General features: G+C 65.8%; 25 protein-coding genes and 1 other RNA gene. 10 read left to right on the top strand and 16 right to left on the bottom strand.

Annotation, left to right across the window (positions count from 1 at the left end; translation table 11 throughout):
* Positions 1-211 (top strand): hypothetical protein (locus EYA84_RS06145; RefSeq protein WP_236145618.1); only part of this gene is annotated, 211 nt, incomplete at its 5' end.
* A 381-nt stretch (positions 212-592) separates the two neighbouring features.
* Here EYA84_RS06145 and EYA84_RS06150 read toward each other — a convergent pair.
* Positions 593-802 (bottom strand): hypothetical protein, encoded by a 210-nt coding sequence (locus tag EYA84_RS06150; RefSeq protein ID WP_176094958.1) that lies wholly within the window; start codon positions 800-802, stop codon positions 593-595.
* Between the two features lie 330 nt (positions 803-1,132).
* Here EYA84_RS06150 and EYA84_RS06155 point away from each other — a divergent pair, with 330 nt between their 5' ends.
* Together EYA84_RS06155 and EYA84_RS06160 are read left to right on the top strand one after the other, a co-directional pair.
* Positions 1,133-1,642 carry an NUDIX domain-containing protein gene (locus EYA84_RS06155; protein ID WP_131052042.1) on the top strand — a complete coding sequence of 170 codons (510 nt, stop codon included), beginning with the start codon at positions 1,133-1,135 and terminating at the stop codon, positions 1,640-1,642.
* On the top strand, positions 1,635-2,429 hold the full coding sequence (locus EYA84_RS06160; protein ID WP_131052043.1) for a nucleotidyltransferase domain-containing protein: 795 nt from the start codon (positions 1,635-1,637) through the stop codon (positions 2,427-2,429). The genes EYA84_RS06155 and EYA84_RS06160 overlap by 8 nt, the downstream gene beginning before the upstream one ends.
* 4 nt (positions 2,430-2,433) lie before the next feature.
* On the opposite strand, the gene EYA84_RS06165 is transcribed toward EYA84_RS06160, so the two are convergent.
* Complete coding sequence (locus tag EYA84_RS06165; RefSeq protein ID WP_131052044.1) at positions 2,434-3,300, bottom strand: AraC family transcriptional regulator; 867 nt, start codon at positions 3,298-3,300, stop codon at positions 2,434-2,436.
* A 385-nt stretch (positions 3,301-3,685) separates the two neighbouring features.
* On the opposite strand from EYA84_RS06165, the gene EYA84_RS06170 reads away from it, so the two are divergent.
* The gene (locus EYA84_RS06170) at positions 3,686-4,057 is read left to right on the top strand and encodes a hypothetical protein (RefSeq protein ID WP_131052045.1); all 372 of its coding nucleotides are present in this window, start codon (positions 3,686-3,688) and stop codon (positions 4,055-4,057) included.
* Complete coding sequence (locus EYA84_RS06175) at positions 4,054-4,518, top strand: roadblock/LC7 domain-containing protein (protein ID WP_131052046.1); 465 nt, start codon at positions 4,054-4,056, stop codon at positions 4,516-4,518. Before EYA84_RS06170 ends, EYA84_RS06175 begins: the two co-directional genes overlap by 4 nt.
* Before the next feature lie 221 nt (positions 4,519-4,739).
* Here the strand turns inward: EYA84_RS06175 and EYA84_RS06180 are convergent, their stop codons facing one another.
* On the bottom strand, positions 4,740-4,964 hold the full coding sequence (locus EYA84_RS06180; protein WP_131052047.1) for a winged helix-turn-helix domain-containing protein: 225 nt from the start codon (positions 4,962-4,964) through the stop codon (positions 4,740-4,742).
* Positions 4,965-5,477: 513 nt separating this feature from the next.
* On the opposite strand from EYA84_RS06180, the gene EYA84_RS06190 reads away from it, so the two are divergent.
* On the top strand, positions 5,478-6,665 hold the full coding sequence (locus tag EYA84_RS06190; protein ID WP_236145619.1) for a helix-turn-helix domain-containing protein: 1,188 nt from the start codon (positions 5,478-5,480) through the stop codon (positions 6,663-6,665).
* 92 nt (positions 6,666-6,757) lie between these two features.
* Here the strand turns inward: EYA84_RS06190 and EYA84_RS06195 are convergent, their stop codons facing one another.
* The 12 genes from EYA84_RS06195 to EYA84_RS06250 form a co-directional block, all read right to left on the bottom strand.
* Positions 6,758-8,980: a protein kinase gene (locus EYA84_RS06195; protein WP_131052049.1), complete on the bottom strand. Its 2,223-nt coding sequence runs from the start codon at positions 8,978-8,980 to the stop codon at positions 6,758-6,760.
* Between the two features lie 648 nt (positions 8,981-9,628).
* Complete coding sequence (locus EYA84_RS06200) at positions 9,629-10,831, bottom strand: tyrosine-type recombinase/integrase (RefSeq protein ID WP_131052050.1); 1,203 nt, start codon at positions 10,829-10,831, stop codon at positions 9,629-9,631.
* A complete protein-coding gene (locus EYA84_RS06205) occupies positions 10,831-11,010 on the bottom strand; it encodes an AlpA family transcriptional regulator (RefSeq protein ID WP_131052065.1) in 180 nt (59 codons plus the stop codon). Before EYA84_RS06205 ends, EYA84_RS06200 begins: the two co-directional genes overlap by 1 nt.
* A gap of 2 nt (positions 11,011-11,012) precedes the next feature.
* Entirely contained in the window at positions 11,013-12,761 is a 1,749-nt protein-coding gene (locus EYA84_RS06210) for a replication initiator (RefSeq protein WP_131052051.1), read from the bottom strand.
* Positions 12,758-13,312 (bottom strand): DUF2637 domain-containing protein, encoded by a 555-nt coding sequence (locus tag EYA84_RS06215; RefSeq protein WP_131052052.1) that lies wholly within the window; start codon positions 13,310-13,312, stop codon positions 12,758-12,760. The genes EYA84_RS06210 and EYA84_RS06215 overlap by 4 nt, the downstream gene beginning before the upstream one ends.
* The gene (locus EYA84_RS06220) at positions 13,309-13,500 is read right to left on the bottom strand and encodes a hypothetical protein (protein WP_131052053.1); all 192 of its coding nucleotides are present in this window, start codon (positions 13,498-13,500) and stop codon (positions 13,309-13,311) included. The genes EYA84_RS06215 and EYA84_RS06220 overlap by 4 nt, the downstream gene beginning before the upstream one ends.
* A gap of 5 nt (positions 13,501-13,505) precedes the next feature.
* Positions 13,506-13,760: a hypothetical protein gene (locus tag EYA84_RS06225; protein WP_131052054.1), complete on the bottom strand. Its 255-nt coding sequence runs from the start codon at positions 13,758-13,760 to the stop codon at positions 13,506-13,508.
* On the bottom strand, positions 13,757-15,349 hold the full coding sequence (locus tag EYA84_RS06230) for an FtsK/SpoIIIE domain-containing protein (protein WP_131052055.1): 1,593 nt from the start codon (positions 15,347-15,349) through the stop codon (positions 13,757-13,759). The genes EYA84_RS06225 and EYA84_RS06230 overlap by 4 nt, the downstream gene beginning before the upstream one ends.
* A gap of 303 nt (positions 15,350-15,652) precedes the next feature.
* Positions 15,653-16,048 carry a transcriptional regulator gene (locus EYA84_RS06235; protein ID WP_131052056.1) on the bottom strand — a complete coding sequence of 132 codons (396 nt, stop codon included), beginning with the start codon at positions 16,046-16,048 and terminating at the stop codon, positions 15,653-15,655.
* A gap of 1,186 nt (positions 16,049-17,234) precedes the next feature.
* Positions 17,235-18,008 (bottom strand): glycosyltransferase, encoded by a 774-nt coding sequence (locus EYA84_RS06240; protein WP_236145620.1) that lies wholly within the window; start codon positions 18,006-18,008, stop codon positions 17,235-17,237.
* Complete coding sequence (locus tag EYA84_RS06245) at positions 17,996-18,817, bottom strand: GntR family transcriptional regulator (RefSeq protein WP_131052058.1); 822 nt, start codon at positions 18,815-18,817, stop codon at positions 17,996-17,998. The genes EYA84_RS06240 and EYA84_RS06245 overlap by 13 nt, the downstream gene beginning before the upstream one ends.
* Positions 18,818-18,947: 130 nt before the next feature.
* On the bottom strand, positions 18,948-19,193 hold the full coding sequence (locus tag EYA84_RS06250; RefSeq protein WP_236145621.1) for a precorrin-4 C11-methyltransferase: 246 nt from the start codon (positions 19,191-19,193) through the stop codon (positions 18,948-18,950).
* A 968-nt stretch (positions 19,194-20,161) separates the two neighbouring features.
* On the opposite strand from EYA84_RS06250, the gene EYA84_RS06260 reads away from it, so the two are divergent.
* The 3 genes from EYA84_RS06260 to EYA84_RS06270 all read left to right on the top strand — a co-directional run bounded on the left by EYA84_RS06260 (position 20,162) and on the right by EYA84_RS06270 (position 24,920).
* Positions 20,162-20,587 (top strand): GntR family transcriptional regulator, encoded by a 426-nt coding sequence (locus EYA84_RS06260; protein WP_131052059.1) that lies wholly within the window; start codon positions 20,162-20,164, stop codon positions 20,585-20,587.
* 278 nt (positions 20,588-20,865) lie between these two features.
* Positions 20,866-22,476: a site-specific DNA-methyltransferase gene (locus tag EYA84_RS06265; protein ID WP_131052060.1), complete on the top strand. Its 1,611-nt coding sequence runs from the start codon at positions 20,866-20,868 to the stop codon at positions 22,474-22,476.
* Positions 22,473-24,920: a DEAD/DEAH box helicase family protein gene (locus EYA84_RS06270; RefSeq protein ID WP_131052061.1), complete on the top strand. Its 2,448-nt coding sequence runs from the start codon at positions 22,473-22,475 to the stop codon at positions 24,918-24,920. Before EYA84_RS06265 ends, EYA84_RS06270 begins: the two co-directional genes overlap by 4 nt.
* A 615-nt stretch (positions 24,921-25,535) precedes the next feature.
* Here the strand turns inward: EYA84_RS06270 and rnpB are convergent.
* An RNA gene (gene rnpB / locus EYA84_RS06280) (RNase P RNA component class A) lies at positions 25,536-25,952 on the bottom strand.
* A 95-nt stretch (positions 25,953-26,047) separates the two neighbouring features.
* Between rnpB and EYA84_RS06285 the strand changes: the two genes are divergently transcribed.
* Positions 26,048-26,563 (top strand): DUF664 domain-containing protein, encoded by a 516-nt coding sequence (locus tag EYA84_RS06285; RefSeq protein WP_131052062.1) that lies wholly within the window; start codon positions 26,048-26,050, stop codon positions 26,561-26,563.
* Positions 26,564-26,700 lie beyond the last annotated feature (137 nt).

The following is a 26,700-nucleotide window of genomic DNA, read 5'->3' on the forward strand; positions in this document are numbered from 1 at the left end:
AGAGGTGGATAAGAGACAGGTCGTGGTGCGCGCCGGAGCCGGGCGCCCCTCGCTCGCCGCAGCCCGCGCCGAGGTGGTCTTCTTCCCCGCGCCGGCAGCGGCCGTCTTCTTCGCCGCAGCGGCAGGCGTGGGCTTCACGCCGGTGGCAGCCGTAGCGGACCCGGGCGCGGTCTTCCGACCGGCAGCCGCAGGGGTCGCCGCGGTGATCTGACTGGCGGGGGACTTCACGGCGGCGCGCTTGCGGGCGGGGGCCGTCGTGGTGCCCGCTGACGCGGTCGCGTTCGCGGCCGGGGTCGCCGTGGCGGTGCGCCGGGCGGCCGGGGGCGTGGCGGTGGTGCGCTGGGAGGCCGGGGCCCGGCCGGCAGCACCGGACGCGGTACGGGTGGCCGGGGCGGTGCCGTTCGCGCGACGCGTGGTCGGCGTACGGGTGAGGCCGGCGGTGCGGTCCGTGGCGGCAGTCTGCCGGGCGGGTGTTCGCGTCGCGGCCGGTCGGGTGGCCTGTTGTGCTTCGGCCATCTCGGTTCCTCCTTGGGGACGTGCCGCCGCCCTCGCGGCGCACGTGGTGTCGCGACGCGAGGTCGTCCCGCGTCGGCTACTTCTCCTCCCCGTCCTCCTCGGCCCTACGGGCGTCCTCGGCTTCCCACGCTTCGTTGCGCTCCCGCACCTTCTGCAGGGCGTTCTCCGCGTCGGTGGCCGAGGCGTACGGGCCGAGGACGTGCCGGGCAGGGCACACGTCGGCTTCGTGCTCGACCCGGTGGTGTCGCGTACACCAGTAGTAGCGCCCATGTCCGCTGTCGTTCATGGGATCACTGTGCATCGGGACACGACGGCCCGCCACCGGAACACTGCAAGTCACCAGGCTTTTCCACAGTAGACCTGCTTGTGGCTTTACATGCGAAAACGGCGAAAAACACAAAATGTCGAGGTAGTGCGAACACTCTCCGTACACGACAGGGTGTCGCTGCGACGGCGGATGTCGACGCCGACGGCACAATGTCGGCACGCCGCGACGGCGCGCGCACCGAGCGCGTCCGGGGCTCGCTAAATCCAAGCCTGCCAGGGAAATCAGGCCACCGGCCGGATCGTCCTGACCGGATGCGAGCGCCGATCGGCACCCGGCTAAGGTCGCCGGATGGGCGTACCGGAATACATCCTGAGGATGCGTGAACACGTCGGACACGAGCTGATTTGGCTACCCAGCGTCAGCGCGGTGGTCCGGAACGACGCGGGCGAACTGTTGCTCTCCCGACTCGCCTACGACGGGCGATGGTCGGTGGTGAGTGGCTTCGTCGAGCCGGAGGAGCAGCCGGCCAGCGCGGTGGTCCGCGCGGTGCTGGAGGAGACCGGTCTGGAGGTCGAGCCGCTGCGGCTGAGCAGCGCGGTGACGCATCCGCGCACGTACCCGAACGGGGACCGCTGCGAGTACCTCAACCTCGGCTTCCGCTGCCGTCTGCTCGGCGGCGACCTGCGGGTCGACAACGAGGAGTCGCCGGACGTGCGGTGGTTCGCCCCGGGGCGGCTGCCCGACCTCGACGAGCACGCCCGGATGGTGATCCGGCACGCGCTGGGCACCGAGGTGTCGGCGTACTTCCTGCCCGCCGGGATGCGCTGGGGCGCGCCGGGCGAACTCGAGCATGCCTGACGCGCTGCTGCGCTACCTGACCGAGCTGGTCGCCGCCGCGCGCGAGGTGCTCGGCGACGACCTGCGCGGGGCGTACGCGGCGGGCTCGGTGGGGTTGGACGCGTACCAGCCGGGGCGCAGTGACGTGGACGTGGCGCTGGTCTGCGGCGGCCCGCTGGACCGCACGACGGCCGGTGAGCTGGTGGCGCGGCTGCGGCACGAGACGCTGCCCTGCCCGGCGCGCGGGCTGGAACTGGTGGTGTACCGGTGGGAGGTGGCCCGGTCGGGCACGCCCGAGCCGGGGTTCGAGGTGGAGCTGAACACCGGCGCGGGGATGGACTTCCGGGTGTCGTACGGCCCGGCGGACCGGCCGCCCGCCGACGGCCTGTTCTGGTACGGCCTGGACCGCAGCATCCTGCACCAGAGCGGGCGGGCCCTCCTCGGCCCGCCCGCCGCCGACGTCGTCGCCGACCTCTCCCCCGACGACCTGCGGCGGCTCGTGGTGGAGGCGCTGCGGTGGTGGCTGGCGCTGCCGCTGCCCGCTGGCGACGTGCCCGCACCCGGAGCGGAGGACGCCGTGCTCGGCGCGTGCCGGTCCTGGGTACGCCTGCACCACGGGGTGTGGCTGCCCAAGGTGGCCGCCGGCCGGCGGCTGCTGGACGAGGCCGGACCGCTCGTCGACGCCGCGACCACCGACCTGGTGGTCCGGTCGGTCGCCGCCCGCGACGGCGGCCCACCCCCGTCCGGCCCGCAGGCCCGCGCCTTCCAGCGCCGGGTGTTGGCCGACCTCACCGGTACGCCGGCCTGAGCGCTCAGGCCGCAACCGGCTCCACCGGGATCCACAGCTCCGCGTCGGCGTGACCGCCGTCGGCCGAGATCCGGGTACGGGAGATCTCCGGACCGGGCCGGGACCGGTACGGGTTGGACGGGAACCACTGCGTGAACACGTCCCGCCACAGGTGCTGCACCGCCTCCGGAAAGGCCCCGGAGATCTCGAAGACCGCCCACGTCCCCGCCGACACCGGCATGGCGTCCAGGTCCTCGGGCACGTCGGCGCCGGTGGCCACGCAGAACCAGTAGTCGAGTTCGGTGCCCTCGGCGCGACTGTCGGCGAGGCCGGCACCGACGTTGACGACGCCCGCCGGCTCCTGGTCGGACAGCGCCTCGATCCGGTCCCGGGTCGCCGCTTCGATGCTCCTGACGAACGCCACGATGGCCGGGTTCATGCCCCCGTGCACCAGCGGCACCCGGGCCTTGCGGCCGACCAGCCGGAAGGACTCCTTCTGCACGACGCGGTACCGCATGCTGCTGCTTCCCTCGACGGTCAGCCGGAAGGACATCCGGGGCTGGGCCCGCAACACCGCGCCGGTACGCCGGGCCTCACCGGGTCCGACCCCGTGCACCGCCTTGAACGCGCGGGCGAACGCCTCGGCCGAGCCGTACCCCCAGCGGACCGCGATGTCGAGCAGCGTGCGCTCCCCCGCGACCACCTCCGCGCCGGCCACCGTGAGCCGGCGACGCCGCACGTACTCGGAGAGCGGAACGCCGGCCAGCGCGGAGAACAGCCGCCGGAAGTGGTGCTCCGACGTGACCGCGATCCGCGCCAGCTCACCGGCGTCGACCGGCCGGTCCAGGTGCCGCTCGATGTGCTCCATGGCCTGGTTGAGTCGCTCCAGCACCCGGTACCTCCCATCCTTGCGCCACCCACACTATGGACGCGGCGGCACCGGGCACCCGACAGGCTGTGCCCGGTGCCGTCGGTGGTACTCCATGCGCGTCCCCGGGTACCCGACGCCGCTCCGAAACGACGTCGACCGACCGACGATGCCCAGGTTGCGGACTGAGTAGCAGACGACATCGGCACCGAGACATCAGCCGCAGCGACGAACTCGACCGGCCCGCCGGTCACCGAGCGTGGCCCACTCAGTTCGATCGCGCTGCCCCCGGGTGCACACCGCAGGTCACGTGTGCCACCCTCGTCCGAGATTTGCTCACCCGGGGCCCGGCCCCCGGGAAGACCACGAGCTGGCGCGAACCCGGACGCCAGTCGAACCTGGAGGCACCGTGGCCAACCTCGACACCGCCCTCAAGGACGCCATGACGATCGACGGCGCGATCGGCGTCGCGCTCGTCGACTACACCAGCGGGATGACACTCGGCGTCGCGGGCGGCACACCGGAGATCGACCTGACGGTCGCCGCCGCCGGCAACACCGACGTGGTACGCGCCAAGATGCGGACCATCGAGATGCTCAAGCTCAACGACGAGATCGAGGACATGCTGATCACCCTCGGCGGTCAGTACCACATCATCCGGCCGCTGGCCGGCGCCAACGGCAAGGGCCTGTTCCTCTACCTGATGCTCAGCAAGACCCGCTCCAACCTGGCTCTCGCCCGCCACCAGCTGCGCAGCATCGAGGAGCGCCTCGAACTGTGAGCGAAACCTTCCTACCCCGCCGCACCGCGCAACGCCCGGCCGCCCCACCGCCGCCTGCCTTCCCGCCGTCCCTGGCCGGCAACCCGCGTCTGCCGTACCCGGCCATCGGCACCGAACTCGCCGAGCTGCGCCTACAGATCCCCGGCGTGCAGGGAAGCGTCCTCGGCGGCGTGGACGGACTGCGCATCACCCACGACGTACCACCACCGCTGGACCCCGACGACCTGGCCGCGATGGCGGCGGCGACCTTCGGCCTCGGCCGGCAGGTCAGCCTCCGACTCGGCCAGGGCGAGTTCCGGCAGTCCACCGTCCGCAACCAGGCCGGCTACTTCTCCGTGTACGCCGTCGGCCCGCAGGCCCTGCTCTCCGTGGTCGGCGCCGACGCGATCAACGTTGCCCGCCTCCACCTGCACGCCCCACCCGTCGCGGAACGCCTCGCCGCGCTGCTCACGCAGGTCTGACCGCTGCTGCTCGCGCAGGTTTGATCACTCTGTTGCTCGCAGGGATGACCGCTCTGCCACGAGCCGGGCTCACCGCCATCGTGTGCGCCACGCGCCGCGCGTGATTCCTCGCCACACGATGGCGGTGAGCCCACCACCCTAGTCACCCGTCGCGCGCGACGTTCATCGCCCGACGACGATCGGCGGGGCCCCGGGTGGCCGCACCAGGAGCCGGCGGACTCCTACTTCGGAAGCGGGCTGGCGATGTACACGCCCTTGCCCTGGCGACCGTCGATGAGCCCTTCGGCCTTGAGGATGAGCATGGCGGCACGGACGACCGTGTTGCTGACCTGATAGTGCTCGCAGAGTGCGGCGAAGGACGGCAGCTTGTCGCCCGGCTTCAGTTCGCCGGAGCTGACCTGCTCGCGGATGTCCCGGGCGACTTGCAGATATGCGGCTTCAGACATCGGTGGTGCTCCCAGCTTGGCGGCTGGTCCAAGGAGATCACGCCGAAGCCTCGACTTGCAACGCTATGTGCGCCAGCTGTTGACCCTGCGCACATTGCGTCTTAAGTTGCTCGTGGGGCTACTCAGCTTGGCGGCCGGGTCTCCCCACCGTGGGCACTCCGTCTCCGGAATGTGCTGGCGGGGTGCCCACGACCCTCGAAGCGCTGGCAGGAGGCGTGGTGATGACACAGGACGAGGAGACTGCCCGAAATCCTTCGGGCTCCGTTCACCGGACGGGCGGTGCGGACCGGCCGGCGAGCAGGAGACACCGGTCCGGGGCCAGTCGCCAACGGGTCTCCTACGACGAATACCTCTTGGCGGCGGCACTCACCATCGCAAGCCGACATCGGCCGGTGTGGTCCTGGCAGCGATGGCGACGCGTCTGCCGGTGCGGCAACGACCTCCCCTGCCGCAACCGCCACCGAGTCCCGATCAACCGAGGCCACTGGCTTCCGTCTGACCGGTCGTGGTCCCGTGGGTCGTGACGCGGTGCCGATCGGTCGACGGGTCGCGTACCTGCGCGTGCAACGCAAGCTGTCACAGCAGACGTTCGCCGACCGCCTGGGCAAGTCGAAGAGCTGGGTGGACAAGGTCGAACGCGGCGTACGGTCATTGGAGCGTGTGTCGGTGATCCGTGACATCGCCACCGTGCTGCGGGTCGACGCCGCAACCCTGCTCGGAAGCGACAGCCGGAGCACCGAAGCCGCCGAACGCAGCGGAGGTGTCGCCCGGATCCGGGCCGCGCTGTCGACCTACGACATGGTCCTACGCCACTCCGGCACGCGCGAGACGATGCCACCAGCCCGGTTGGGCTACGAGATCGAGCACGCGTGGACGACCTACCAGCACGCCCGGTACCCACAGCTCACTGAGCTGCTACCCGCACTGTTGAGTGAGGTCCACCGTGCTCAGATGCAGGATTCGGACGCGTGCCGGATCGCGATGGTCGAGGCGTACCGACTCACGGCGGCGCTGCTGGTCAAGCTGGACGAGGCAAGCCTCGCCTGGTTGGCCGCCGACCGGGCCGTAGCCGCCGCGACCGATGACCCGGTCCTGCTGGCCTGTGCTGCCGTGCAGCTCGGCCAGGTCCTGCGCGGGTCCGCACGGGCGAAGTCCGTGATGCTGGCTGCCGCCTACCAGGTGGCTCCGCCCGACCTCGACGCCGGATCACCACAGGAGTTGTCGCTGTGCGGGGCACTGCTGGTGCAGGCCGCCCTGATCGCGGCGACCGCCGGCAACGAACGCGCCACCGCAGACCTGCTGGAGGAAGCCGCCGAGATGGCCGCCCGGATCGGCGATCGGCAGGACCATCACCGAACCTCGTTCGGACCGACGACCGTCGAGCTGGCCCGCGTTGCCGCCGCCGTCGAACTGGGCGATGCGGCGGAGGCCATCTCCCGGCACCGGAAGGCCATCGGGATGGACGGTTGGCGGTGGCTGCCCGTCGAACACCGCGCCGCGCATCTCATCGACGCCGCCCGTGCGTACCTCCACGCCGATGACCCCGCGAACGCTGCTCGGCTGCTCGTGCAGGCGGACACGATCGCGCCCGCCGAGATCCGCCATCGGCCTATGCCGCGCACCCTTGTCGCCGAGGTCGCGCGGACCGCAGACACCACAGCCTCGATCAGCCAACTCGCTCTGACGATCGGAGCAATCTGAGCCTATTCGACGCAGGTCCGGTCCGTTCAACTCGGTAATTTATGGCCACTGACGGCCTGAGAAACGTTCTGGCACTTGCGAGTGCAGAATAGTTAACGCTCGATGGAATCCAGTACCCGTCGCAGGATCTTCTGGGCATACTTGACCCCCGATCGATCCATCTGGGAGTTCAGGATATGAATATGCGTGGCGAACGTACCATGTGTACCTGGAGTGCGCTTCGTATTGGGGAAGTTGTTCAGAACCTCCATAATTCTATTGTTCAGAATACTGCGTCCACGCTCGTTGGAGCCAGCTTCGATCGGAATCTGGTGTAGTCGAAGTTCCACTTCGATATTTGCCTTAGGCGCGCGCTCCGTCCCAGGAATTTCTTCACCTTTGATAACTATGCTCGTTCGACCAGAGGTGCTGGAAAAAGCCCCAGCTGACTCGAGGGCGATCGAAGCGAATCCAGATAGAGAGAATGCGATTTCTCTCGTAAACTGCGTGAGATCCAGCTGCTGTCGATCCTCATTACGCAGAATTGACTCGACCACAAACAGCTCGTCCATGACGTCCAAGAATTCTGGATACCTCTGGCGAATGTCCGCCGTGCACTTTTCGTACCACGCCAAGAACCTCTCTGCGGCCTCGGCGGTGGGCCACTTTTCTAGCCTCTCTCGCAACGCTCTCGCGTTGTCGGCACGCCCGACTGGAGTCGGATCTGATCCCGTAACGGCAAAAAACGCTACTTGGCCGAATGCGTAAATGTCGACAGCCTTTTTGCGAGCAACGGATGATCTTGGGTTGCCCAACTGCTCTGGTGCGGCATAGGAGAGGTTCCCCCAAGCTTGCTTAGTTACCTGAGTCGCTTGACTAAACCAGGCCAGATCGAAGTCTGTCAAAAACGGAAGCCAGGTCGATTCGTCCTGATTATAGATTGCCAAGATATTCTCGGGTTTGATATCTCTATGTATGACTCCCCTGCTATGGGCATGAGAGACCGTCTCACCAATCAGAATTAGAAACCTCAACAGCTCTGCCGGGTCATCGATCGCCGCCGGGAGGTCTCTGAGGCTGGGGCCTTCAATGTAATCCATAAAGAAGCCTACAGGACATTCTGAATACCCATGAACTTTGACGACTCGCGGATGATCGAGCTGCTGCATAGCTCTATACCCTCGCTGAAATAGCCCCTTCTTTTCCAATACTCCATAGTCGGCGGGATGGTAGATCTTGTAGGCGAGCGGCGGCAATCCTTGCGCCTCTCGGGATACCTTCCATACAGTACCGAAACCGCCTCCACCGAGACGTTCAGTGATGACGCCCTCAGTGATAGTCGTACCATGATCCACTTCTGCGAGCTGTTTTACTCTGTTCATGACTGCTTCATGAAGGAGTTTGAACTCCGGATCGGAGGCGAGTTCTCGATGAGAGACCCTCTTTCTTGCGAACCATTCTGCGGTTGGCGAAAGCGCTTGGGATGCAGCCCGATAGCCCTTCGCTTTCCAGTCGTCCAAATTTAAGTTCAGTTGCGAAGTATAGTCATCGATAAACTGACGCCCCTCGCCGAGTATCGCCCTTCTCTCCTCAGCCGGAAGTTTCGTTCGGGAGATCGGGGAGAAACCGCTTGCTAGGACCACCCTGCCCGCGTGATCGCCCTTGCTAACCATTATTTGTTCACAGTCGAACTCTTCAAGCTTTCGACTGATAAATTCGGAGAGGCCTCCCACGGTCACTGACCCTGTAATATCTGCTGCTTGACCATCCAGTCCTTCGACTAGCGCAAAAGTGAAGACTCCATGCCCTAGTTCGACCACTTCGGCAGCCGTTTGCTCTGGCCTGCAAGCGGCAAGGAGGGTTTTCGATTCCGCACGGCTAGCAATTCCGCGCTCGATATCTTCCGCAGATATGGACCTCGCGTCGAAGGTCAGGGGCGTTGTTCCAGAGTGACAGCAATCTAAAATAACGAGACAATGAGGCACCAGCTGAGAGATGCGCTCTATGTACACGCTGAGCAGTTCTACTGCAATACCTGGCTCAAATTCTTTTCCGTCGTGGGTCATCAAAAAGGACCCTAGCTCTGTCGCCACCCCGTGGCCTGCAAAGTAAAACACAAAGAACTTAGGTGGGTCGCGCAGGATTGATTGCAGCAGGCCGAGAATGTTATACCGAGTCGCCTCCTGATTCATCAACCTAGAGGCAATAAAAGAATACTCGGGAAGTTCTAGGTAGTCAGCCACTATATCAGCATCTGCAACGCAATAGCTTAAGGCGTCATCAGGATAGCTTTCGTACTCATTAACGCCGACGCAAATTGCCACTCGATCAGCCAACGATGCAGCCTTTCAGCTAATTTCTTGAGCTCTGCGAATCCTGAGCGCGCTCGCCCCTTCTGCTGCACGCCCCATGCCGTCACGGAGCCTAGAGTGGCAGATAGAGTGCCGACTTCGGTAATGGACCGCGTGCCCGAAAGACACATCTAAGCGCTTTGCGGAAAGCCGCGTGGAGGAAAAGTGCTGATCAAGCGGCCTCTGAGAGCTAAGCCACAGCGCCCAAGAATTGCACTGTCGGATCAAGGACACACTGAGTCCACCTTGCAGGACGCGATAAATTTGGGAATTTTGGTTCGTTTTGCCAGAATGTATTGAATGAACGCATTGCCCGATTATTCCTGTCTAATGGGTAAGCCCAGGGAGGGGTTAGGTGGCCAAGCCCTCCCCTCAGCGGCGCAGACGACCCGGTCCGAAGCAAGGTCGACTGAGACCACGCTCAGGGCCCCTCCGGGACATCAGGGCGTCATCCGTCGGTGCCATCGCGACAGACCACCGACGCCCGAACATAGGACCAGTTCAGAGCCTTGATCGGGGCTCTGAGCTGGTGGGCGACGGACGAGTCGACCTGTACGCCGGATTATGAAGGCGAGACGCGCCCTGAGCAGGCGTTCTGTTCGTCATGCACCCGCTCAGGGCGTCGCCAGGGCGTCAGGGCTTTTCGTCGGGGCTGAACAGGTTGTCGATCGCGTTGCGGGTGCGTTCCTCGCTGGCCGGCATCAGGTGCGTGTAGACGCGGAGGGTGAAACCGGGGTCGGCGTGGCCGAGGTACGAGGCGAGGGCCTTAATGCTCTCTCCCGCGTCGAGCAGCGACGAGGCGTAGAAGTGCCGTAGCGCGTGCATCCCGGTGGCGCGGGTCGGCGTGATGCCGGCCGCCACGACAGCCGGTCGCCAGCTCTTGTTGTCGAAGGTGCGCCGGTTGATCGCACCCCGCCGGGTAGTGGTGAACAGCAGCGGCACCGTGACCCGCTCGTCGCTGGCCGGGTCCTCCCACGGCAAGGTGAGCGACACCGGGGCGAAGTCGTCGACGTGCTGCTTCAGCACCTGGGCGACGGAGTCGGGCAACGGTATCCGGCGGTCCCGGTCGTTCTTGGGCAGGCCGAAGACGAGCCGGGAGCGGACGAGCTTGACCTGACGGCAGACGTGCACCCAGCCCGCGTCGAAGTCAATGTCATCGACCCCAAGGCCGAGGATCTCCCCCTGCCGCAGACCGCAGCCGGCGCCCAGGTCGACCATCGGACGGTACCGCTGGGCGAGGCCACCGCGGATTGCCGAAACCTGTTCGTACCGCCACGGCACCGCCCGACGCTGCACCGGTCGCGGAGGCTTGACCGACTTTGCCGAACACGGATTCTTGGCGATCCGTTCGTCATCGACGGCCGCGCCGAGGATGGTCCGCAGGTGAGCGAAGACCACGGCCCGGGTCGCCGGGGCCAACTTGCCGACCATGCTCGCGTCCCACTCCCGGATGTGGCCCGGCTTGATCGAGGCCAGGTGCTCAGAGCCGAAGAACGGCAGCAGATGCTTGCGTACCCGGAACTCGGTGCTCTCCCTGGTCGACTCGTCGAACGAGCGTGTCCGTAGCCAGTTCTCGGCGTACTCCGCGAAGGTGATCCGGCCGGCCTTCGGATCGACGTAGGAGCCCCGGAGCTTGTCCGACTCGGTGGAGACGAGGAACGCCTCAGCGTCCCGCTTGGCCCGGTCCGGGAACGACTTCTTGCGTTCCTTGCCGTCCGGGCCGATGTAGCGCACCCGGTAGCGCAGGCCCTTGCCGAACAGTTCCGTCTTGACCCGTTCCCGTTGCCCGCCCGGATGGCGCAGCGTCTTGTACCAGCGATCCTCTACGTGTCCCATCAGGCCGCCGCCTGCTCACGTACCCAGGACCGGACCGCTTCCGGCTCGTACCGCAGGTGACGGCCGACCCGAGCCGCAGGCGGACCGTACTTGACCTTGCGCCAGCGGTACAGCGTTTCGGTTGGTACCCGCAGGTACGCCGCCACGTCCCGAATCGTCCAGAGCCCATCGTTCGCCACCGTCACAGCCCCTCCCCCGTCGTGCCGTCCGTCTTCGTTGGTGTGGTGTCGGGGAGCTGGGCGGCGCGGGCCTTGGCGGCGAGGAGTTCGGAGCGCCAGCGGGCACGTTCACCGATCGCCCGCAGCAGCCGATGGGTCAGCGGCCCCACGTCGGGATCGTCGGGTCGGGCGAGCTCCCAGGCGTGGCGGACGGGTTCGACGGTGGCGCCTTGGTCGTCGACGCCATCCAGGCCGACGCTCACGCCGAGCAGCGCGCGCACCCAGGCCCGGACATCGTGCTTGTGGTCGGAGAGCGTCTTGCCAGACCAGTCGCGGGAGATGAGGATGCGCCGGCCGCCGATGCCGAGGGTGTCCCGTTGGTGAACCTTGCCCTTGCAGCGGCCCGGCTTGAGCTTGGCGTGTGCCCGCTTGGGTTGGATGCCGTAGAGCAGCCAGTTCGCGCAGCGGTCGGTGCAGGGGGTGAGCTGGAGTTCCTGCCAGAGCCGGTCGAGGTGTTTGCGTTGCCGGTCGGTGGCGATCTTGTGGACGTCGCCGGTGTGCTTGGTGATGTATTTCGTGACGTAACGGATGGTCCGTTCGGCGTCCTCGGTGCCGGGCATGACGCCGCGTGCGTCGACCTGGGAGCCGAAGCGCACGACATGCACTGGTTCGGCGTCCGGGTCGTCGTCGATGGCGTCGAGGGCTTCCGACCAGGTGGTCAGCGGCGCGCGGCTGTCCGGGTCGACCCACGCCGCAGCCTGCTCATCCCAGACGGGAAGCCGGTCGAGGGTGTACCGCTGGACATCCACTGCCGGCCACCACACCTGGTGATAGGTGGCCGCCGCCACGGTGCGCAACACGTCACGCGGGATCGTCCCCCGGATGGCGAAGTGTGCGTGTGGGGCGAGACGGCGTTGGGGCTCGACGCAGCCGGCGTACTGGACGTTCCAACCCTCGCAGCGCCGCAGGTTCTGCCAGAACCGATCGAGCAACCGAGGAAAGTGCACCGCGTCCCAGGCCGCCCGGCGGTAGTCGTACCGGTCGGGGTTGAGAGGAGTGCCGTCGGGCCGGACCGGGCCGTAGGAGTCGAGGGTGAGCGTGAGCCACATCGACGGCCGGTAGGTGGTGCCGTCCGGGGCGGTGTAGGTCTTGCCGACGGTGCGGCGCTCCACTTTGCGCCGAGGTAGGTCGGGGGCATCTTGGCGACGGCGGGTGGAGCGCTTGCGGCGCCGGCCGGTGTCGTCGTCGGCCTGGTCCTCGTCGCCGGTCGAGTGCGGCGGAGCGACCCGGCCCCGGAGTCCTTCGGCCGCGATGGCCTCTTCCACTTCCCGGATCGCCTCGTCGAGGTCGGCGACCTGGTCCCACTGGCTGGCCCGGGATGCCTCGTCGCGGGAGAACTCCAGGTGACCGCGCAGCAGGATCAGCGCCTTCTGTTCCTCGGTCGCCGGCTCGGGTGGCGGTAGCGGCTCGTCGTCGCGGTGCCAGCCTTCCCGGATCTGGGCTTGCCGTAGCCGGCGGTTTTTCTTCGCACACGGCGCGCACTTGTCTTCCCGGGTCGCGCCGCAGGGCAGATCGATGACCTCGGTCAGCCCGGTGTTCAGGTCGGTGCGGCGCATCGCGAGGGGGCGGACGCAGACGCCGTATTCCGCCGCAATCTCCTTGAGCACGTCGACCGAGCGAGGCAGCGCCATGCGGGCCGCCCGCGACCCCGGCCGAGGTGGTGCAGCCGGGGTCGGGGCGGGTTCGAGGCCGGGCAGGGTGGCAGCGGTCATCGGATGATCCCGACGACGTGCGGCCGGTTGGGCTGGACGACGCGCGGAGGCATCACGGCCTGCGGAGCCGGGACAGCCGGCGGAGCAAGTTCGGCCGGGCGGACCGGTTCGACCTCGGTGGCTGGCTTGGGTTCCTCGCTCCGGTGCGCAGTCGGCTGGTCCGGCTCGACGGCGGTCGGGGTGATCGGAGCGTTGGAGAGGACGACCTTGACCAGGGCGAGGAAGGCCAGCGACGGCACCGCCGCCACGATCCAGCCCCAGACCGATGGTTCGGCTTCCGCGACCTGGGCGGCGAGGGACAGCAGCGCGAACGCCACCAGGAGCGAGCCGACCAGGCCCACGGGGCGACCGGCGCGACGGCGGGCGCGTAGTTCCAGGCCGAGGTAGATCGCCATCAGCTCGACGGCTACGGCGTTGGCCCAGCCGATCCAGTGCGGTTGACCGTGGGCAACGGACAGGTCATGCACGTGGGTGAAGGCGGCAGCGCCGGCCATCGTGCCGATGGCGAGCAGGATCACCAGGCGTACCGCGGATTCAGTGCGCGCGCTCATCGCCACTCCTCCAACGGCTTCTCGCGGATGGTCAGGTCGATGCGGATGCGCCGGCCGTTCATGTCATGGCGGCGGTTGACCATGTGCGCCGGGCCGTGCAGTGCGGCGGCGGTCTGGTGGGAGGGGCCGACGAGCCGGATGCGCAGCGGACGCCGGAGCCGGTTGACGATGCGGGTAAGGGTGTTCACGGCGGTTACCTCCGGGCCGGTCGGATGTCGGTGCGGATGTAGTCGGGAGGGGTGCCGAGGGAGGCGACCGCTTCGGAGAGGCAGCGCCACAGCGCCCACGCCTCGTTCGGGGTCAGGGACATGCGGCGCCGGCCCGCGCCGACGGCGAGATAGACCGGGTACGGGTCGGGCCGGTCCGGGTCGACGCGGACGGAGACGGCGGTGACCGGTTCGGGGGTACGCAGCCGGTAGAAGCGCCGGCCGGTCGCGGTGGCGGTCATCGGCCGTCACCGCCGGTATCGCGGTCGAGGAGGTTACGCAGCGATTCGGGCAGCAGCGGGCCGGACGGTTTGCGCGGCAGCGGAGGCCGGGCCGGTTCGGTGGCGGTTTCCCGGCCGACTTGGGCGAGGATGTCCGCCGCGTCGACCGGGGCCGGGTACTGCCGGGCCATGGCGCGGATGTCGTCGTCGGAGACGTACGAGAAGCGGACCCGCATCGGGTCGGGCGTGCCGTCGAGGATCACGTACCCGACGCCCTTGGCCCATCGGGGCATATGGTCAGCCAGCGCGCCCCGGTTGCGGGCACCGTCGCCAAGGACCATGTCGACCTGTGACGCCTCGGTGAGGCCGAGCGCGATGCGGGTCGGGAACAGGTCCCGAAACGGCAGCACGTCCTTGCGCGGGTCCTGCAATGCGGCCACCACGAGGACGCCGACGCCGGCCCCTTGAGACAGCAGCAGCCCCAGCGACGACGCGATGCGCTTACGCAGCTCGACATCTTGCAGGTAAGCGGTCAGGGCGGCCATCTCGTCGACGACGACCACGACCAGGGGGTCAGCCTCCGTCGGCGTGTGCACCCGCACCGTGCCGGCAAGCCGGGTCTGCCGCTCCCGCAGCACCGTGACGGCCTCGTCGAGGAGATCGGCCATGGCCTCGAACGACTTGCAGGCGAACCGGGCGAACATCGGACGGCCGAGCGCGAACTCCATCCCGCCCTTGGGGTCGATCACCCAGAGCCGGACGAGGCCGGAGACAATCCCTCCGCCGAGCACCCGCACCAGCGACCACAACACCGACCCCTTGCCGGAGCGGGTCGCCCCACCAACGAGGACATGCGTCGCAAGGAGGTGCAGCGACCAGGTACGCAGGTCTTCCCGCCGGGCCAGGGGCAGCGCGGTGAAGTCCGGCACCGCCGGCACGTCGAACGGCGGGACCACCGTGCGCAGCGCGTCGGTACGCACCACCGCCAGGTAGACCAGCGTCGGCCGATCCCGGTATCGCACCCGGTCGACCAGCCGCAGCAGCCATGCAGCCCGACCGGTGCGGGTCGGCGGGTCGCCGGGGCGTTCCGAGTAGACCCGGACGTGTCGCCGGCCGAAGGCGTATGCAAGGTTGGCGCTGACCGCCTGGAACTGTTCCGGTGTCTGGCCCCGGACCATGCGGACGGTCAACACGTCGAGCGCCTGATCCGAGCGCACCCGCAGCAGTTGCGGCAGGACAGGCCGATGGTCGTACGTGTCGGCGAGCCGGCACAGCGTCATGGCCTCACGCCACACCCGCCGGTAGACGAACACCCGCCGGAACGAGCCGAGCAGCGGACCGGCTAACCAGGTCCACCAGGACGACTCATCCCGCCACCGCCACACCGCCGAGGCCGCCGATCCGAGCACCAGCGGCACCACCAGGCCGGACCAGCCGAACTCGACATACAGCCACAGCGCCAGCAGCGCCGAGCCGGTGGCCACCGGATGCCGCAGGCACCACCACACCGCCCGCCCCGACCAGCGCAACACCAGCCCGAGCAGCACCGCACAGAGCGGCAACTCAAAGCGCTTCGGCCGGATCACCATCAGATCCCCGGCCGAGGACATCACCACTTCACCGCGAGGCCGCCCGATCACTGGGCACCCCGCAGCGACACGAACCGGCCCGCAGCGTCACGGACTGGAGGGAACGGAAGAACAAGCTGCCCGGCGCAGCAACCACAGCAACCGTCAGCACCGGTGGCCGGATCGAACCGGACCTGACACGCAGCACACCTGGGCCAGCCACGGCCAGCCCGACGCCTACCCTTGGACACGTCACGACCTCTCTCGACAGAGCAGGGGAAGAGACACCAGGGGGCGGGGCTGCCGTCCGCCAAGACCAGACAGCCCCGCCCCCACCTGATACGGCTACGCCGCCGCCTTCTTGCCGCCGACCACCGGAGCCCGCAACCCGGTCGCCCGCAGCGAGTACGCCATCCGACCGTTGTTCGCCACGTACGGCGTGACCGTCATGCCGTCGAACTCCACCGCCTCGAACGGCGCACCCGTCGGCGGCACCGGCTGATAGTCAGCCGAGATCTTCACCGTCGTCTCCCGCGACCGCTTGCCCAGCTCAGGGTCAAGGTCCATCACCCGGACCTGCCACACCCGCTGGCCGGTCACCTTGTCCTTGGCCGGGGACCGCCGGCCGGTCTTCTCGTCGTAGTCCTCGACCTCACCCAGCGACTCGGGCACCAACGCGCACCCCGCCGGGAACACGTCCTCGAACCGCACGGCGAACCTCGTACCGCCACGCAGAGCCATCGCTCAACCTCCAGGTTGTTAACTTGTCTGCCAAGTTGTGGTCCAAGGTAGACGGCACTTGGCAGACAAGTCAACAAGCCGGTTCCGGGCAAGCAGCTACAGCGCGACGATCAACCGACGCGATCTTGCGCACAAGCCAGCACGCCACCGAGGCCGTAAGACGCCGGCCCCTCGAAGCGAAGTTATCGCCAGAATTGGCTAGAAACTGTTTCCGTCAAACGAGTCGCCACGGTAGGCTTCGCTTATTCGGCGACGCTCGGAATAGATTTCCGAGGCCTGCCAGATCTTCAGATACTCCTTATATCCTGACCGATCTAATGGCCCAGGCTCCCGAAGAGCTCTATAGAACACATCCGTAATGGTAAGCAAGTCCAGATCGGACAGCATCGGACCATGGGGCCATTTTAAATCCCTCGGAGGGTCGGGCCAGAGCCTTTTAAGGCGACGCCGGTGGCGAAGAGTCAACTTCGGGGTCGGGAGCTCATCTTGCCAGCTTGAAAAAACCACGAAGGCCACATGCCCTAGACCAAGGACGGTCCAGTGAGTATTACAGGTGTGCGGGTTAGCAGGAAGCGACTTGCGCGGATTATGGGCCGCAACCCCAATACTCCGCGTTCCCAGTGCCCACAGCAATGCAGAATGATGACCAACCCATACAACTGTCCTAGGGGGCGGAGATAGGGTTTCACGCAATTGGGCACACTGGGCGACGCTTGTCGACTGGAATCGAATGTTCATAAACTCTAACATGATGGCGGTCTTGGCGGCCCAGGTAGCCAAGAGAGCCAACTCAGGCCTGGACAACTCGACCTGATGCGCACGCATCATTGGCACCAGAATCGGCGAGACACTCGACTCAAGCCGACTCATCCAACCATTATTGCACCCAGCACAGACCCGCCTCACTCTTGACTGAAGCATCTGCTCCGGATGATCTATCACCTCGACCTTCCGGCCATCCGGGGCACCGTAACCGCCGACAAAATGGGCGAATGACCGCCGCCAGTCATAAGGCCCGAGCTCACGTTTGAGCCAGTTCGGCAGAACATGCTCTTTTGTTAGCGCACCTTCACCGCAGAACACACAGCGCCTAGGGGGCATGGCCAAAAGACTACGGGCCGACACCAGGGCCGGCAATATCCGAATCCTTTGCGTCTTGCGCGCCGTGCCGAGGAGCTACCCGCCTCTACCTGGTCAAGATCAGCAGACCATGCGGAAGCAGCGAGGCGAGGAATCGAGCTCTGGCCTCGATGATTCTCATGCGGCCTTCGTACTCGATGGGTTCGCGATGGGCGGCCTGGCTGGTGACCTGGCCGGGCCATTTGCGGTAGAGCAAGCCGTGCTCACGGGTGAAGTAACCCTCGCTGACCGCGCTCGCGGCCAGAAGTAGGCCGGTGTCCTCAGAGGCCGGAAGCGCCATCCAGCCACCGAGCGCCAAGAGCAGATCCCGGCGGATGCAGAGGGTGGCGGGGTGGACCTGGGCGCGGTAGCCATTGGCCTGCCAGAAGGCGAGGACGGCACCGCGGGCGATGGTTCCGGCGGCCGGGTCCTGGTCCCATCCGACGGTGGACCCGTCGGGCATCAGGTCCAGGACGCGGGAAGTCGTCCACCCGATGTGCGGATGAGCATCGAAGGCGGCGATGTCCCGGGCGAGCGCGCCGGCCGTGAGTTGGTCGTCCGCGTCGAGCACCTTGACCAGGTCGCCGGTCACGCGGGACAGAGCGAGGGTACGAGCCACACCCGGCCCGCCGGGACGACCACCGCCGATGCTGATGCGAGAGTCGTCCGGCAGCACCCCGGTCAGTACGCCGGTCTGCCCGTCCTCCTGGACGAGCCACTGCCAGTCCCACCCGTCGGGCAGTTCCTGCTTGACCAACGAGTCGTACGCGCCGGCCAGGTACTCGACGCTGGGCGCGTGGACCGGGGTGATGACCGAGACGATTCGCGTCAAGTTTTCCACCGTTGCAGTTTGTGGGAGTAGACCAGTTCCGTCCGGTCGCCCGGCATCACCACGTCGGCCACCTCGACGACCCGGCCGGTGGTGTCGAAGGAGGTCTTGCGCACGGTCAGAACGGAGACGCCGGGGTCGATGTCGAGAAGTTCGGCCTCATCCGGCGACGGCGGACGCGCCCGAACCTCGTCCTCGATGCGGTCCAGCTCGACGCCGACCGTGTAGAGCTGGTGCTGCGAGCCGCCGGGCCAGGGCTCCTTGCTGGCGTCGAGCAGGTCCGGGTTCGCAGCCACCAGGTCATAGGGCAGGTACGAGTAGGACATGGTCAGCGGCGCGTTCTCATGCCGGGACGAGGTCCAGTAGACCCGGCGCAGCAGCGGCCTGCCCGGCTCAACTTGCAGAGCCGCCGCCATGTCCGCGTCGGCTTCCACGCGGGTGTACTCGGCGTGGAACTTCAAGTCGTCGACGGTCAGGCCGGTGTCATGCTCGGTCGCGCCGGTCTTGAGCCGCTCCTCCTCGTCGAGCAGGACCCGGTCCTTCTCCCACTGGTACCGCTCCGCGTTGCGACGCCGTACGCGTTGGCGGGGTGCCCGTACGTAGGTGCCGCGCCCCTGCTCCGCGCGGACCAGGCCCCATTCGCGGAGTTGGCGGATGGCGTTGCGGACGCTGGTCCGCGACAGGCCCGACGTGTCGGCCAGCTCTGTCTCGCTGGGCATCAGGGTGCCGGGGGCGAGTTCTCCGCTCGTGATTTTGACCCGCAACTCTTCGGCGAGTTGCAGGTAACGAGGGCGCCAGTCCCGGCCATGCACACCGGTCACCGTACCCCCTAGACGTTCCAACGACTGCCAGGTGGTCCCACCCGCCGGCCGCTCCGGCACCGGATCTACCGCCACGGCCGGCCGACGCGGATGATGCGCAGCGGCAGGAGCACGGCGGGTGCTGCGGCGATCAGTCGCGGTCATAGTTGCCTTCCAACGGTCGTCCCTTGGTCATCACTCGCCACCGGACGTAGGTCAGTTCGTAGATCAGCCGGTCGAGTTGCACGCGCGAGAGCAGCACGGATTCCGTCCCGCCGGAGCGGGTCGCATCGACCTTGACGACCGGGTCGCGGCGTCGGAAGCGGTCGAGGAGCAGTTGCACGCTGACCCAGCCGCTACGCTCGCTGCCGATCGTGGCGAGCAGCCCCCGATGCATCGGGTCGTTCGGCCCACAGCCCCGACACCAGTCGGGACACTCGGCGTCCTTCGCCGTCCTAGCCGGCCGCGCGCCGGTGGGCTCGTCACTCGTCGCCATGTTCGCCCCCTTGCTGCCCGGCCTGGGCCAGCAACGACCGCAATTGCTCCACCAACTGCCTGACCTGAGACAGAGGGAGTTCCGCCCAGGGAGCGCCTACCCGGCAGGACACATGCACCATGACCCGCGGAGCCTGGCCATCGGACCCGACCAGGTAGGACACGACCGACCCGGAGGCCCAGGGGTCACCGACCTTCAGCGACGCGCCCCGGTGGCGCCGCTGCATGTGCGACAACACCGGCGGGACCAAATGACCGCACCGATCCGACGCACACCAGTCCGGATGCACAGGCGGCCTAACCGGCCGGCGTGGTGCACTCACTGCGGCCACCTCCCACCGTTGCCCCGGTACGCCTGCCCGAGGGTCATAAAGGGCGGCGGACGCAGCGCCGGAAGCTCCCGGGTCCATTCCGCCGACCAGCGCGACAAAGTCCGATAGCCGGCGGGATTGACCTCGCCAGGACGGCTGCCTGCCGCAGGGATGATCCGGTCTGCCCGTCGACGTGAGCGCCAAAGCGAGTACCAGGGACGCCGACGATGAGAGCCAGGCATCGCACCTCCACACGTAGGGAGCCGGCGACCGACCAGGGGGACCAATCGGCCGCCGGCCCGACAGAGGGCACGGCGCACCGTCCGACACCGGACGGGTCGGGTATCGCCGAGCCACCTTGTACGCGCGGCCACCGCAACCGGCCCACGAGGACGCCGCGCATCACGCACGTCCAGGCCGACGCAGCACCACCCCTGACACATACCGTCAACCCAGCCGCACACTCGGAAACGTACCTACAAGTGGACGACTTGTCTACACATCAAAATGAGGCTTCCGCTTGACACTTGGTAAGACAAGTGCCAGGTACGGTGACCAGGTGCCCACCCCGCACTACGGACAGCCCCGCTACCGGGTCATCGCCGACGAGCTGCGAAAGCGAATCGAAAGCGGCGCCATCCCTCCCGGTGCACTACTGCCAGCCGAAAGCGTCCTCACCTCTGAGTTCGGGGCAGCACGCGGGACTATCCGCAAGGCAATAGCTGCCCTGCGAGAGGAAGGCTATGCCGTCACTGAGCACGGCAGGGGCACACACGCGACCCGCCTCACGCAAAGCTCTGCGGACGAACCTGCGGCCAGTCAGCGAGAGATGCAAGCCGATGCGCGCCTAGCAACCTTGTTCCAGGTTGAGGTCGGAACAACGCTGATCGAGCGGGAGGCAGTCATACGGCGGGGAAGGCAGGTCGCCAGGGTCATCAGGACTTACCACCTACGCCGCACCGATCCAGACCCAGCCGAGCGCTAGGGGAGTCAAGGGTTGCCGGCGCGCCGCGAGGCTCCCGCGCCTCTGGTGAAGGCGCTCCGGCCCCAGGGTGGACCGGTGCCGCGATGGCATCCATGCCTAGTGAGTGGCTGCAAGGAGGCAGCAGTGTTGAGGCACGTCGGGTGCTGTGGGCAGCGAGGCTCCAGAGCCGTGCCGGATAGCATGTCACCCGCATCGCTGTTAGGCGGTCACCCGTTGGCGCCAAATTCCATCCGGTCCAGGGTGGTTGTGTTGGCGTCGTGTAGCACGAGGAGTTGCGCATGCTGCCGGCCGGCCGTTTGACGTTGTCGTGGATCGGTAAGGATAAGGCGCTATTAGGAACACCCGACGGTGGTTACAAGTGGGTGGAGCGGACCGATCCGCGAGTAGCGGAGGTTCGCCTCATAGAGCCAATTGAAGAGGTAGGAAGCGTCAGCCAAAGCCTGGCTGAAGGCAACCTGCTAATCAAGGGCGACTCGTATGACGCGCTACGCGCCCTAGCGAATATCCCAGAGTACGCGTCCGAATACCGCGGCAAGGTCAAACTAATCTACATAGACCCGCCATTCAATACAGGACAGGCCTTCGCTGACTATGACGACGCGCTAGAGCACTCGGTTTGGCTTGGCATGATGCGGGAACGACTCCTGCTCGCCAAAGAACTATTGTCGCTGGATGGTTCATTGTGGGTCCACCTGGATTCAACAGAGGTTCATCGCGCTCGGTGCCTCCTAGACGAGATCTTCGGACCTCAGAACTATCTCGCTACAGTCGTATGGCAGCGCACAAGCACCAAGAGCCTTGCCCGAAGGACCATGGGGACGATGCACGAGTCGATCCTCGTGTACGGCGCATCCGACAAGAGCGAGCTAAAGACCGTTTACCTACCCCACGAGGATCGGTACGTCTCGACTAGGTTTGCGTTGCAGGACGAGCGAGGTCGCTACAATCCCGAAAACCTAACTGCGGGATACCATCGGCCACACTTGGACAGCGGGAAGCCCTGGCGTGGATTCGACCCAAGTGAACGTAGACGCTGCTGGGCAGTCCCCTCCTCATTACTTCTCGAAATTGGCCTAACCGAGGCCGAGAGTGCCAAGTTGACGATGCGCGAAAAACTCGACCTCCTCGACGAGAAGGGCTATATTTACTGGCCCGAAAAAGGCGGCTTCCCCCGTTACAAAAAGTACCTGCACAAAATGAAGGGAAGAGCTGTAGGCGACCTATGGACTGACATTAATGTCATTAACTCACAGGCGATAGAACGCACGGGATTTTCGACCCAGAAGCCAGAAGCCCTGCTTCAGCGCGTCCTTGAAATGGGCTCAAAGCCTGGTGATATCGTCCTCGACTACTTCGCCGGCTCGGGCACCACCGCAGCAGTAGCCCACAAGATGCATCGTCGATGGGTTGCGGTCGAACGAGAGTCCGCCACAGTTGAGTCGATCATCCGACCACGACTGGAGCGAATTATAAACGGCGATGACTCGGGCGGGATTACCGATACAGTCGGATGGGAGAAGGGCGGCGGATTCCGAGCGGCTAGCGTCAGGGATTCAATGTACGAGTTGCTCGACGGCCGCGTTTTCCTGGCAGAATGGGTGAGAAGCAGCGAATTCGCGAAGGCAGTGTGTGCACAACTTGGATTTTCCGTTGATGATGAATGGCCTTTCGTCGGCCGCAAGGGAAGAACCCGCCTAGCAACCATCGATGGCGTCGCCGACTCCGAGACGGTTCGCGCAATTGCCTCTCGCCTAGATGCAAATGAGCGCGTAGTTATTGTCGCGAAGGCATCCACCCAGGACGCCGAGAGACTTCTAAAAAAGCTTAGCCCAGGGTCGAGACTACGTAAGGCACCGCGCGACCTGCTGGAGAGGAGTATTGTCAGATGACCTGGCTGAGCTATCGAAGCGAGCTAGTGGACGAAATCGCTTCGCGGATGGATCTTCGCCCACCCAATAAGGCTGCAGTTGCCAAAATCATCGAAGGCATCTCGGTTGACGACTACCGAGAGGTGGTGTGCGATCTCGCAACCGGAGTCGGTAAGACTTACATAACAGTCGCGCTTATCGAATACCTGGCCGCGCAAGGCGTCCGCAACATTCTAGTGGTCACGCCGGGCAAGACGATTCAAGATAAGACGGTCGCAAACTTCACTCCGGGAAATGCTAAGTACATTCCTGGCGGCGAAGCTAGGCCCCTGTTGATCACCGTAGAGAACTTTGCCCTCGGCCAAGTCGGAGACGCTCTGCATGACCCCGACACCCTCAAGTTGTTCGTGTTCAACGTCCAGCAGCTGATCCGCCCGTCAGCCACCATGTCCCGCAGGGTTCGCAAGCTGGATGAGTTCATTGGCACAGACCTATACAACCACCTGCAGCGAGCCAATGATCTCGTAGTAATCGCGGACGAGCATCACGTTTACCGCTCGCAGGCGGAAAAGTTTTCATCCGCCGTGCGTGATCTACGTCCTCGGGCATTGATTGGCCTAACAGCTACGCCAGACCCGGCAGATGAAAGCAAGGTCATCTATAGATACAGTTTGGCAGAGGCGATAGCCGACGGGTTGGTGAAGATTCCCGTTATCGTTTACCGCCAAGACGGACACAAGGACATCCAGACACAACTCGCCGATGCATGCCTCCTCCTACGCATCAAGGCCGCCGCGTACGAGGCGTGGGCGACTGGTGAGGGCGAACAACCCGTCAACCCGGTGCTTTTCGTTGTTTGTCAGACGGTTGAGGATGCCAAGGACGTGGCGAATCGGCTGTCAGGGGACGGAATGATCGGAGATCCTTCCGCCGTCTTGGAGATCACCTCCCAGTCATCCGATGATGCACTTGCCGCCCTTGCCAAGGTTGAGGAACCTAACTCACCCATCCGAGCTGTCGTCAGCGTTGATAAACTTAAGGAAGGGTGGGATGTCAAGAATATTGGCGTAATCGTTGCCCTGCGAAAACTGGCCTCGCAGTCACTCACCGAGCAGATTCTTGGGCGCGGCCTCCGTCTTCCGTACAGACGACGTGTTGGCGTACCAATGATCGACCAAGTTGATCTCGTGGCTCACGATTCTTACAGGAAGTTGCTGGAACAGAAGGACGTTCTAATTCAACGAATCGTACCGACCGGAGAATCTGCTACCACGGGAAGCCCTATCAGTTCGAACGACCGGCAGCAAGCTGCCGTCGCAGTAACAGGAAAGGTTACCGAATATGGAAGCCAGGGAACGCTTCGGCTCGTGACACCCGCTCGGGTGGTGGACGGGGAGGTAGTGGATGGTAGCGCCAGTCTCATTATTCAGGAGTTCGGCGCTGTCACTAGACAGGGTGATCGCGATACCCAATACCGAATTCTTCAGCGGGTGCCCGGAGCGCCCCAGATCACTTTCCCCCGCCGCGAGCAGGAAGTACTTCCTGTGCAGTTTTCCCTGTCCCTAATTTCTGACTCCGATGCACGCGCGGCGGGGGCAGGGTTTGCTGCGGAAATTGATATTCCGCTCGTACGGGAGGCACTGAATGTACACCGAACGATCGATGGTTCTGTTAGTGTTCGACGTGAAGCCCAGCAATCAGCGACTGCGACGCAGCAGTGGCTACCACTAAACCAAGTCCAGAGCGATCTTGAATCGCGCATCCTCGGACTTGGCCTCGTCGCCGAAACCATTCCAGAATGGAATGCGGCGAAACGAATCGTCGCCGCATTCCTCGCTGGCGCAGGTGTCAGTCATGGCAACGAGGTGGACTGGGGTGCTGAGCGCGCCCATCAGGCACTCCAGGGAATAGACACACTGATTCGGCAGAAGTACAACACGCGACGCCTACAACCTCGTTACACATTCCGGCCGGTAACCGCTCCGATTGAACCACGGCCAATGCCGACGGACGTCCTAGATCGCTACGACGAGTTTGAACGGGGCCGCTGGTACGCAGGCTGGACGACATCGATACTGCCGATCGCGTCGTTCGATGCGAAAACCACGGAGTATGCTATCGCGAACATTTTGGACAACAGTAACAAGATCGAGTGGTGGCTGCGGTTGCGCCGTGAAGATGAGGTGTATATCGAACTCGATTCCGGCGGTAAGTATTACCCTGACTTTATTGCCATCGACGGCGAAGGCGCGCACTGGCTAATCGAGGGCAAGGCGGATGACAACGCTCAACGTCCAGACGTCCAGACGAAAAGGGTCGCGGCTGAGGAATGGGCAAGGTTCGTCAACGACGATGGACGCTTTGGTGTTTGGAAGTACCTTTTCTGCACTGAAACGGCCGTCAAGAACGCCCGTGGCGGGTGGGACGGTCTGCTCACTGCCGCACGTACGCTCCTAGGAGGCTGATGGAGGAGGCATACTCTCGTGCCGCCGTGGCAAGGCCCGTGACGATGCATCCCCGAGTGCATCCCGGGCTGTTGCCGAATTTCTCTGTTCTGGATCAAGGCACCGCGCTCCGCGCGGTGCGGGGCGGCAAGCCCGGCCGGCGGCAAGCCGCCCCGGCCGCCTACGGCGCCGGGGCGGTGAGCCACCGAAAGCCGCCGGGACACCGCCCCCACGCGAAGAGGAGCCAGCCTCAGCGAGGCCGTGACGGAAGCCGGCGGGGCTGCTCTGGTCGGATGGTCGGGGCTTCCGTCTGCCGCGCCAGTCCAACCCCGGGACTGGCTTGCCACCGGGTCACCGGGTCGCGGCACCAGCTCCACCGCCAGGACGTGCCCGACCCTCCCCCACAGCCGCCGGCCCCACGGCGGAACCATCGAACACAGGCCCGGAGACGGCCCACGGCGGCACAGCCAGCCCGACCCGAGAAGAGGTCAACTGAGCCCGCACTCAGGGCGTTTCCAGGGCGTCAGGGCGCCGTCAGGGCGTCAAACGCCGGCCAAAGTTGACCAACGACGACCATCGACACCCGGACATAGGACCAGCTCAGAGCCTTGATCACGGCTCTGAGCTGGTGGGCGACGGACGAGTCGACCTGTACGCCGGATTCTGTGCGCGGCGCGTACCCCTTGCGGGGTTCGCACCGGCGGCGGCCATCCATCTCGGCCTGCCGTCGCCGACAGGCTCGTGCGGCCTACCCGCAGACATCGGGCGGGCAGCCCTCAAGCGTCTGCGCAGGTCGTCATCTTGCGGTGACGGCCCTACTTGGCCTTGCTCCGGGTGGGGTTTACCGAGCCACCCCGGTCACCCGGGGTGCTGGTGGGCTCTTACCCCACCGTTTCACCCTTACCGTCCCCGCTGGGGGTCGGCGGTCTGTTTTCTGTGGCACTGTCCCGCGGGTCGCCCCGGGTTGCCGTTAACAACCACCCTGCCCTGTGGAGTCCGGACGTTCCTCGGCGACGGGCCGCAGCCCGCCGACGCGACCGCCCGGTCGACTCGTCCGTCGCACGCTCATCCTAACGACACCGGGTCGCCGCCTATTGCGCCGGCAGGACCGCAGGCCGGGTCGTTTCGGGGGTACGCATAATGGGCCGATGACGACGCTGCCGCCGTTTCCCGAGCCTACGGTCCCGGCCGAGGGGCGGGCCGAGGTGTTCCTGCGCTATCTCGACTATTTCCGGGAGAGCGTGCTGGCCAAGGTGTCGGCGCTGCCCGAGGCGGAGGCGCGGGCGAGCCGGTTGCCGTCGGGCTGGACTCCGGTGGAGTTGCTGCGGCACCTGCGCTTCGTCGAGCTGCGCTGGATCGAGTGGGGCTTCCAGGGGCAGCCGGTCGCCGAGCCGTGGGGCGACTGGCGCGACGGTCGCTGGCACGTACCCCCGGAGCTGAGTGTGGCGGAGCTGGCAGACGAGCTGCGCGCGCAGGGCACACACACCCGCAGCGTGGTGCAGAGCGCCGACCTGGACACCGTCGGCGCCCCCGGCCCCCGCTGGAACGGCGCAGACCCGGCCTCCCTGGAGCGGGTGCTGTTCCACCTCGTCCAGGAGTACGCCCGCCACCTGGGCCACCTGGACATCGTCTCCGAACTAGCCAACGGCCCCCTCGGCGAATAGCACCCCCACCACCCGTACCCCCTGGGGTTGATCAAGAGGTTTGGTGGTGATTCACCGGCGAACGGTGACCCAAAGCTCTTGATCAACGCCGCGGGCCGACCGCGCGGGCCGACCGGCGCGGGCCGACCGGCGCAGGC

The organism is Verrucosispora sp. SN26_14.1 (assembly GCF_004307965.1).
In the GTDB taxonomy this organism is placed as follows: Bacteria; Actinomycetota; Actinomycetes; order Mycobacteriales; family Micromonosporaceae; genus Micromonospora.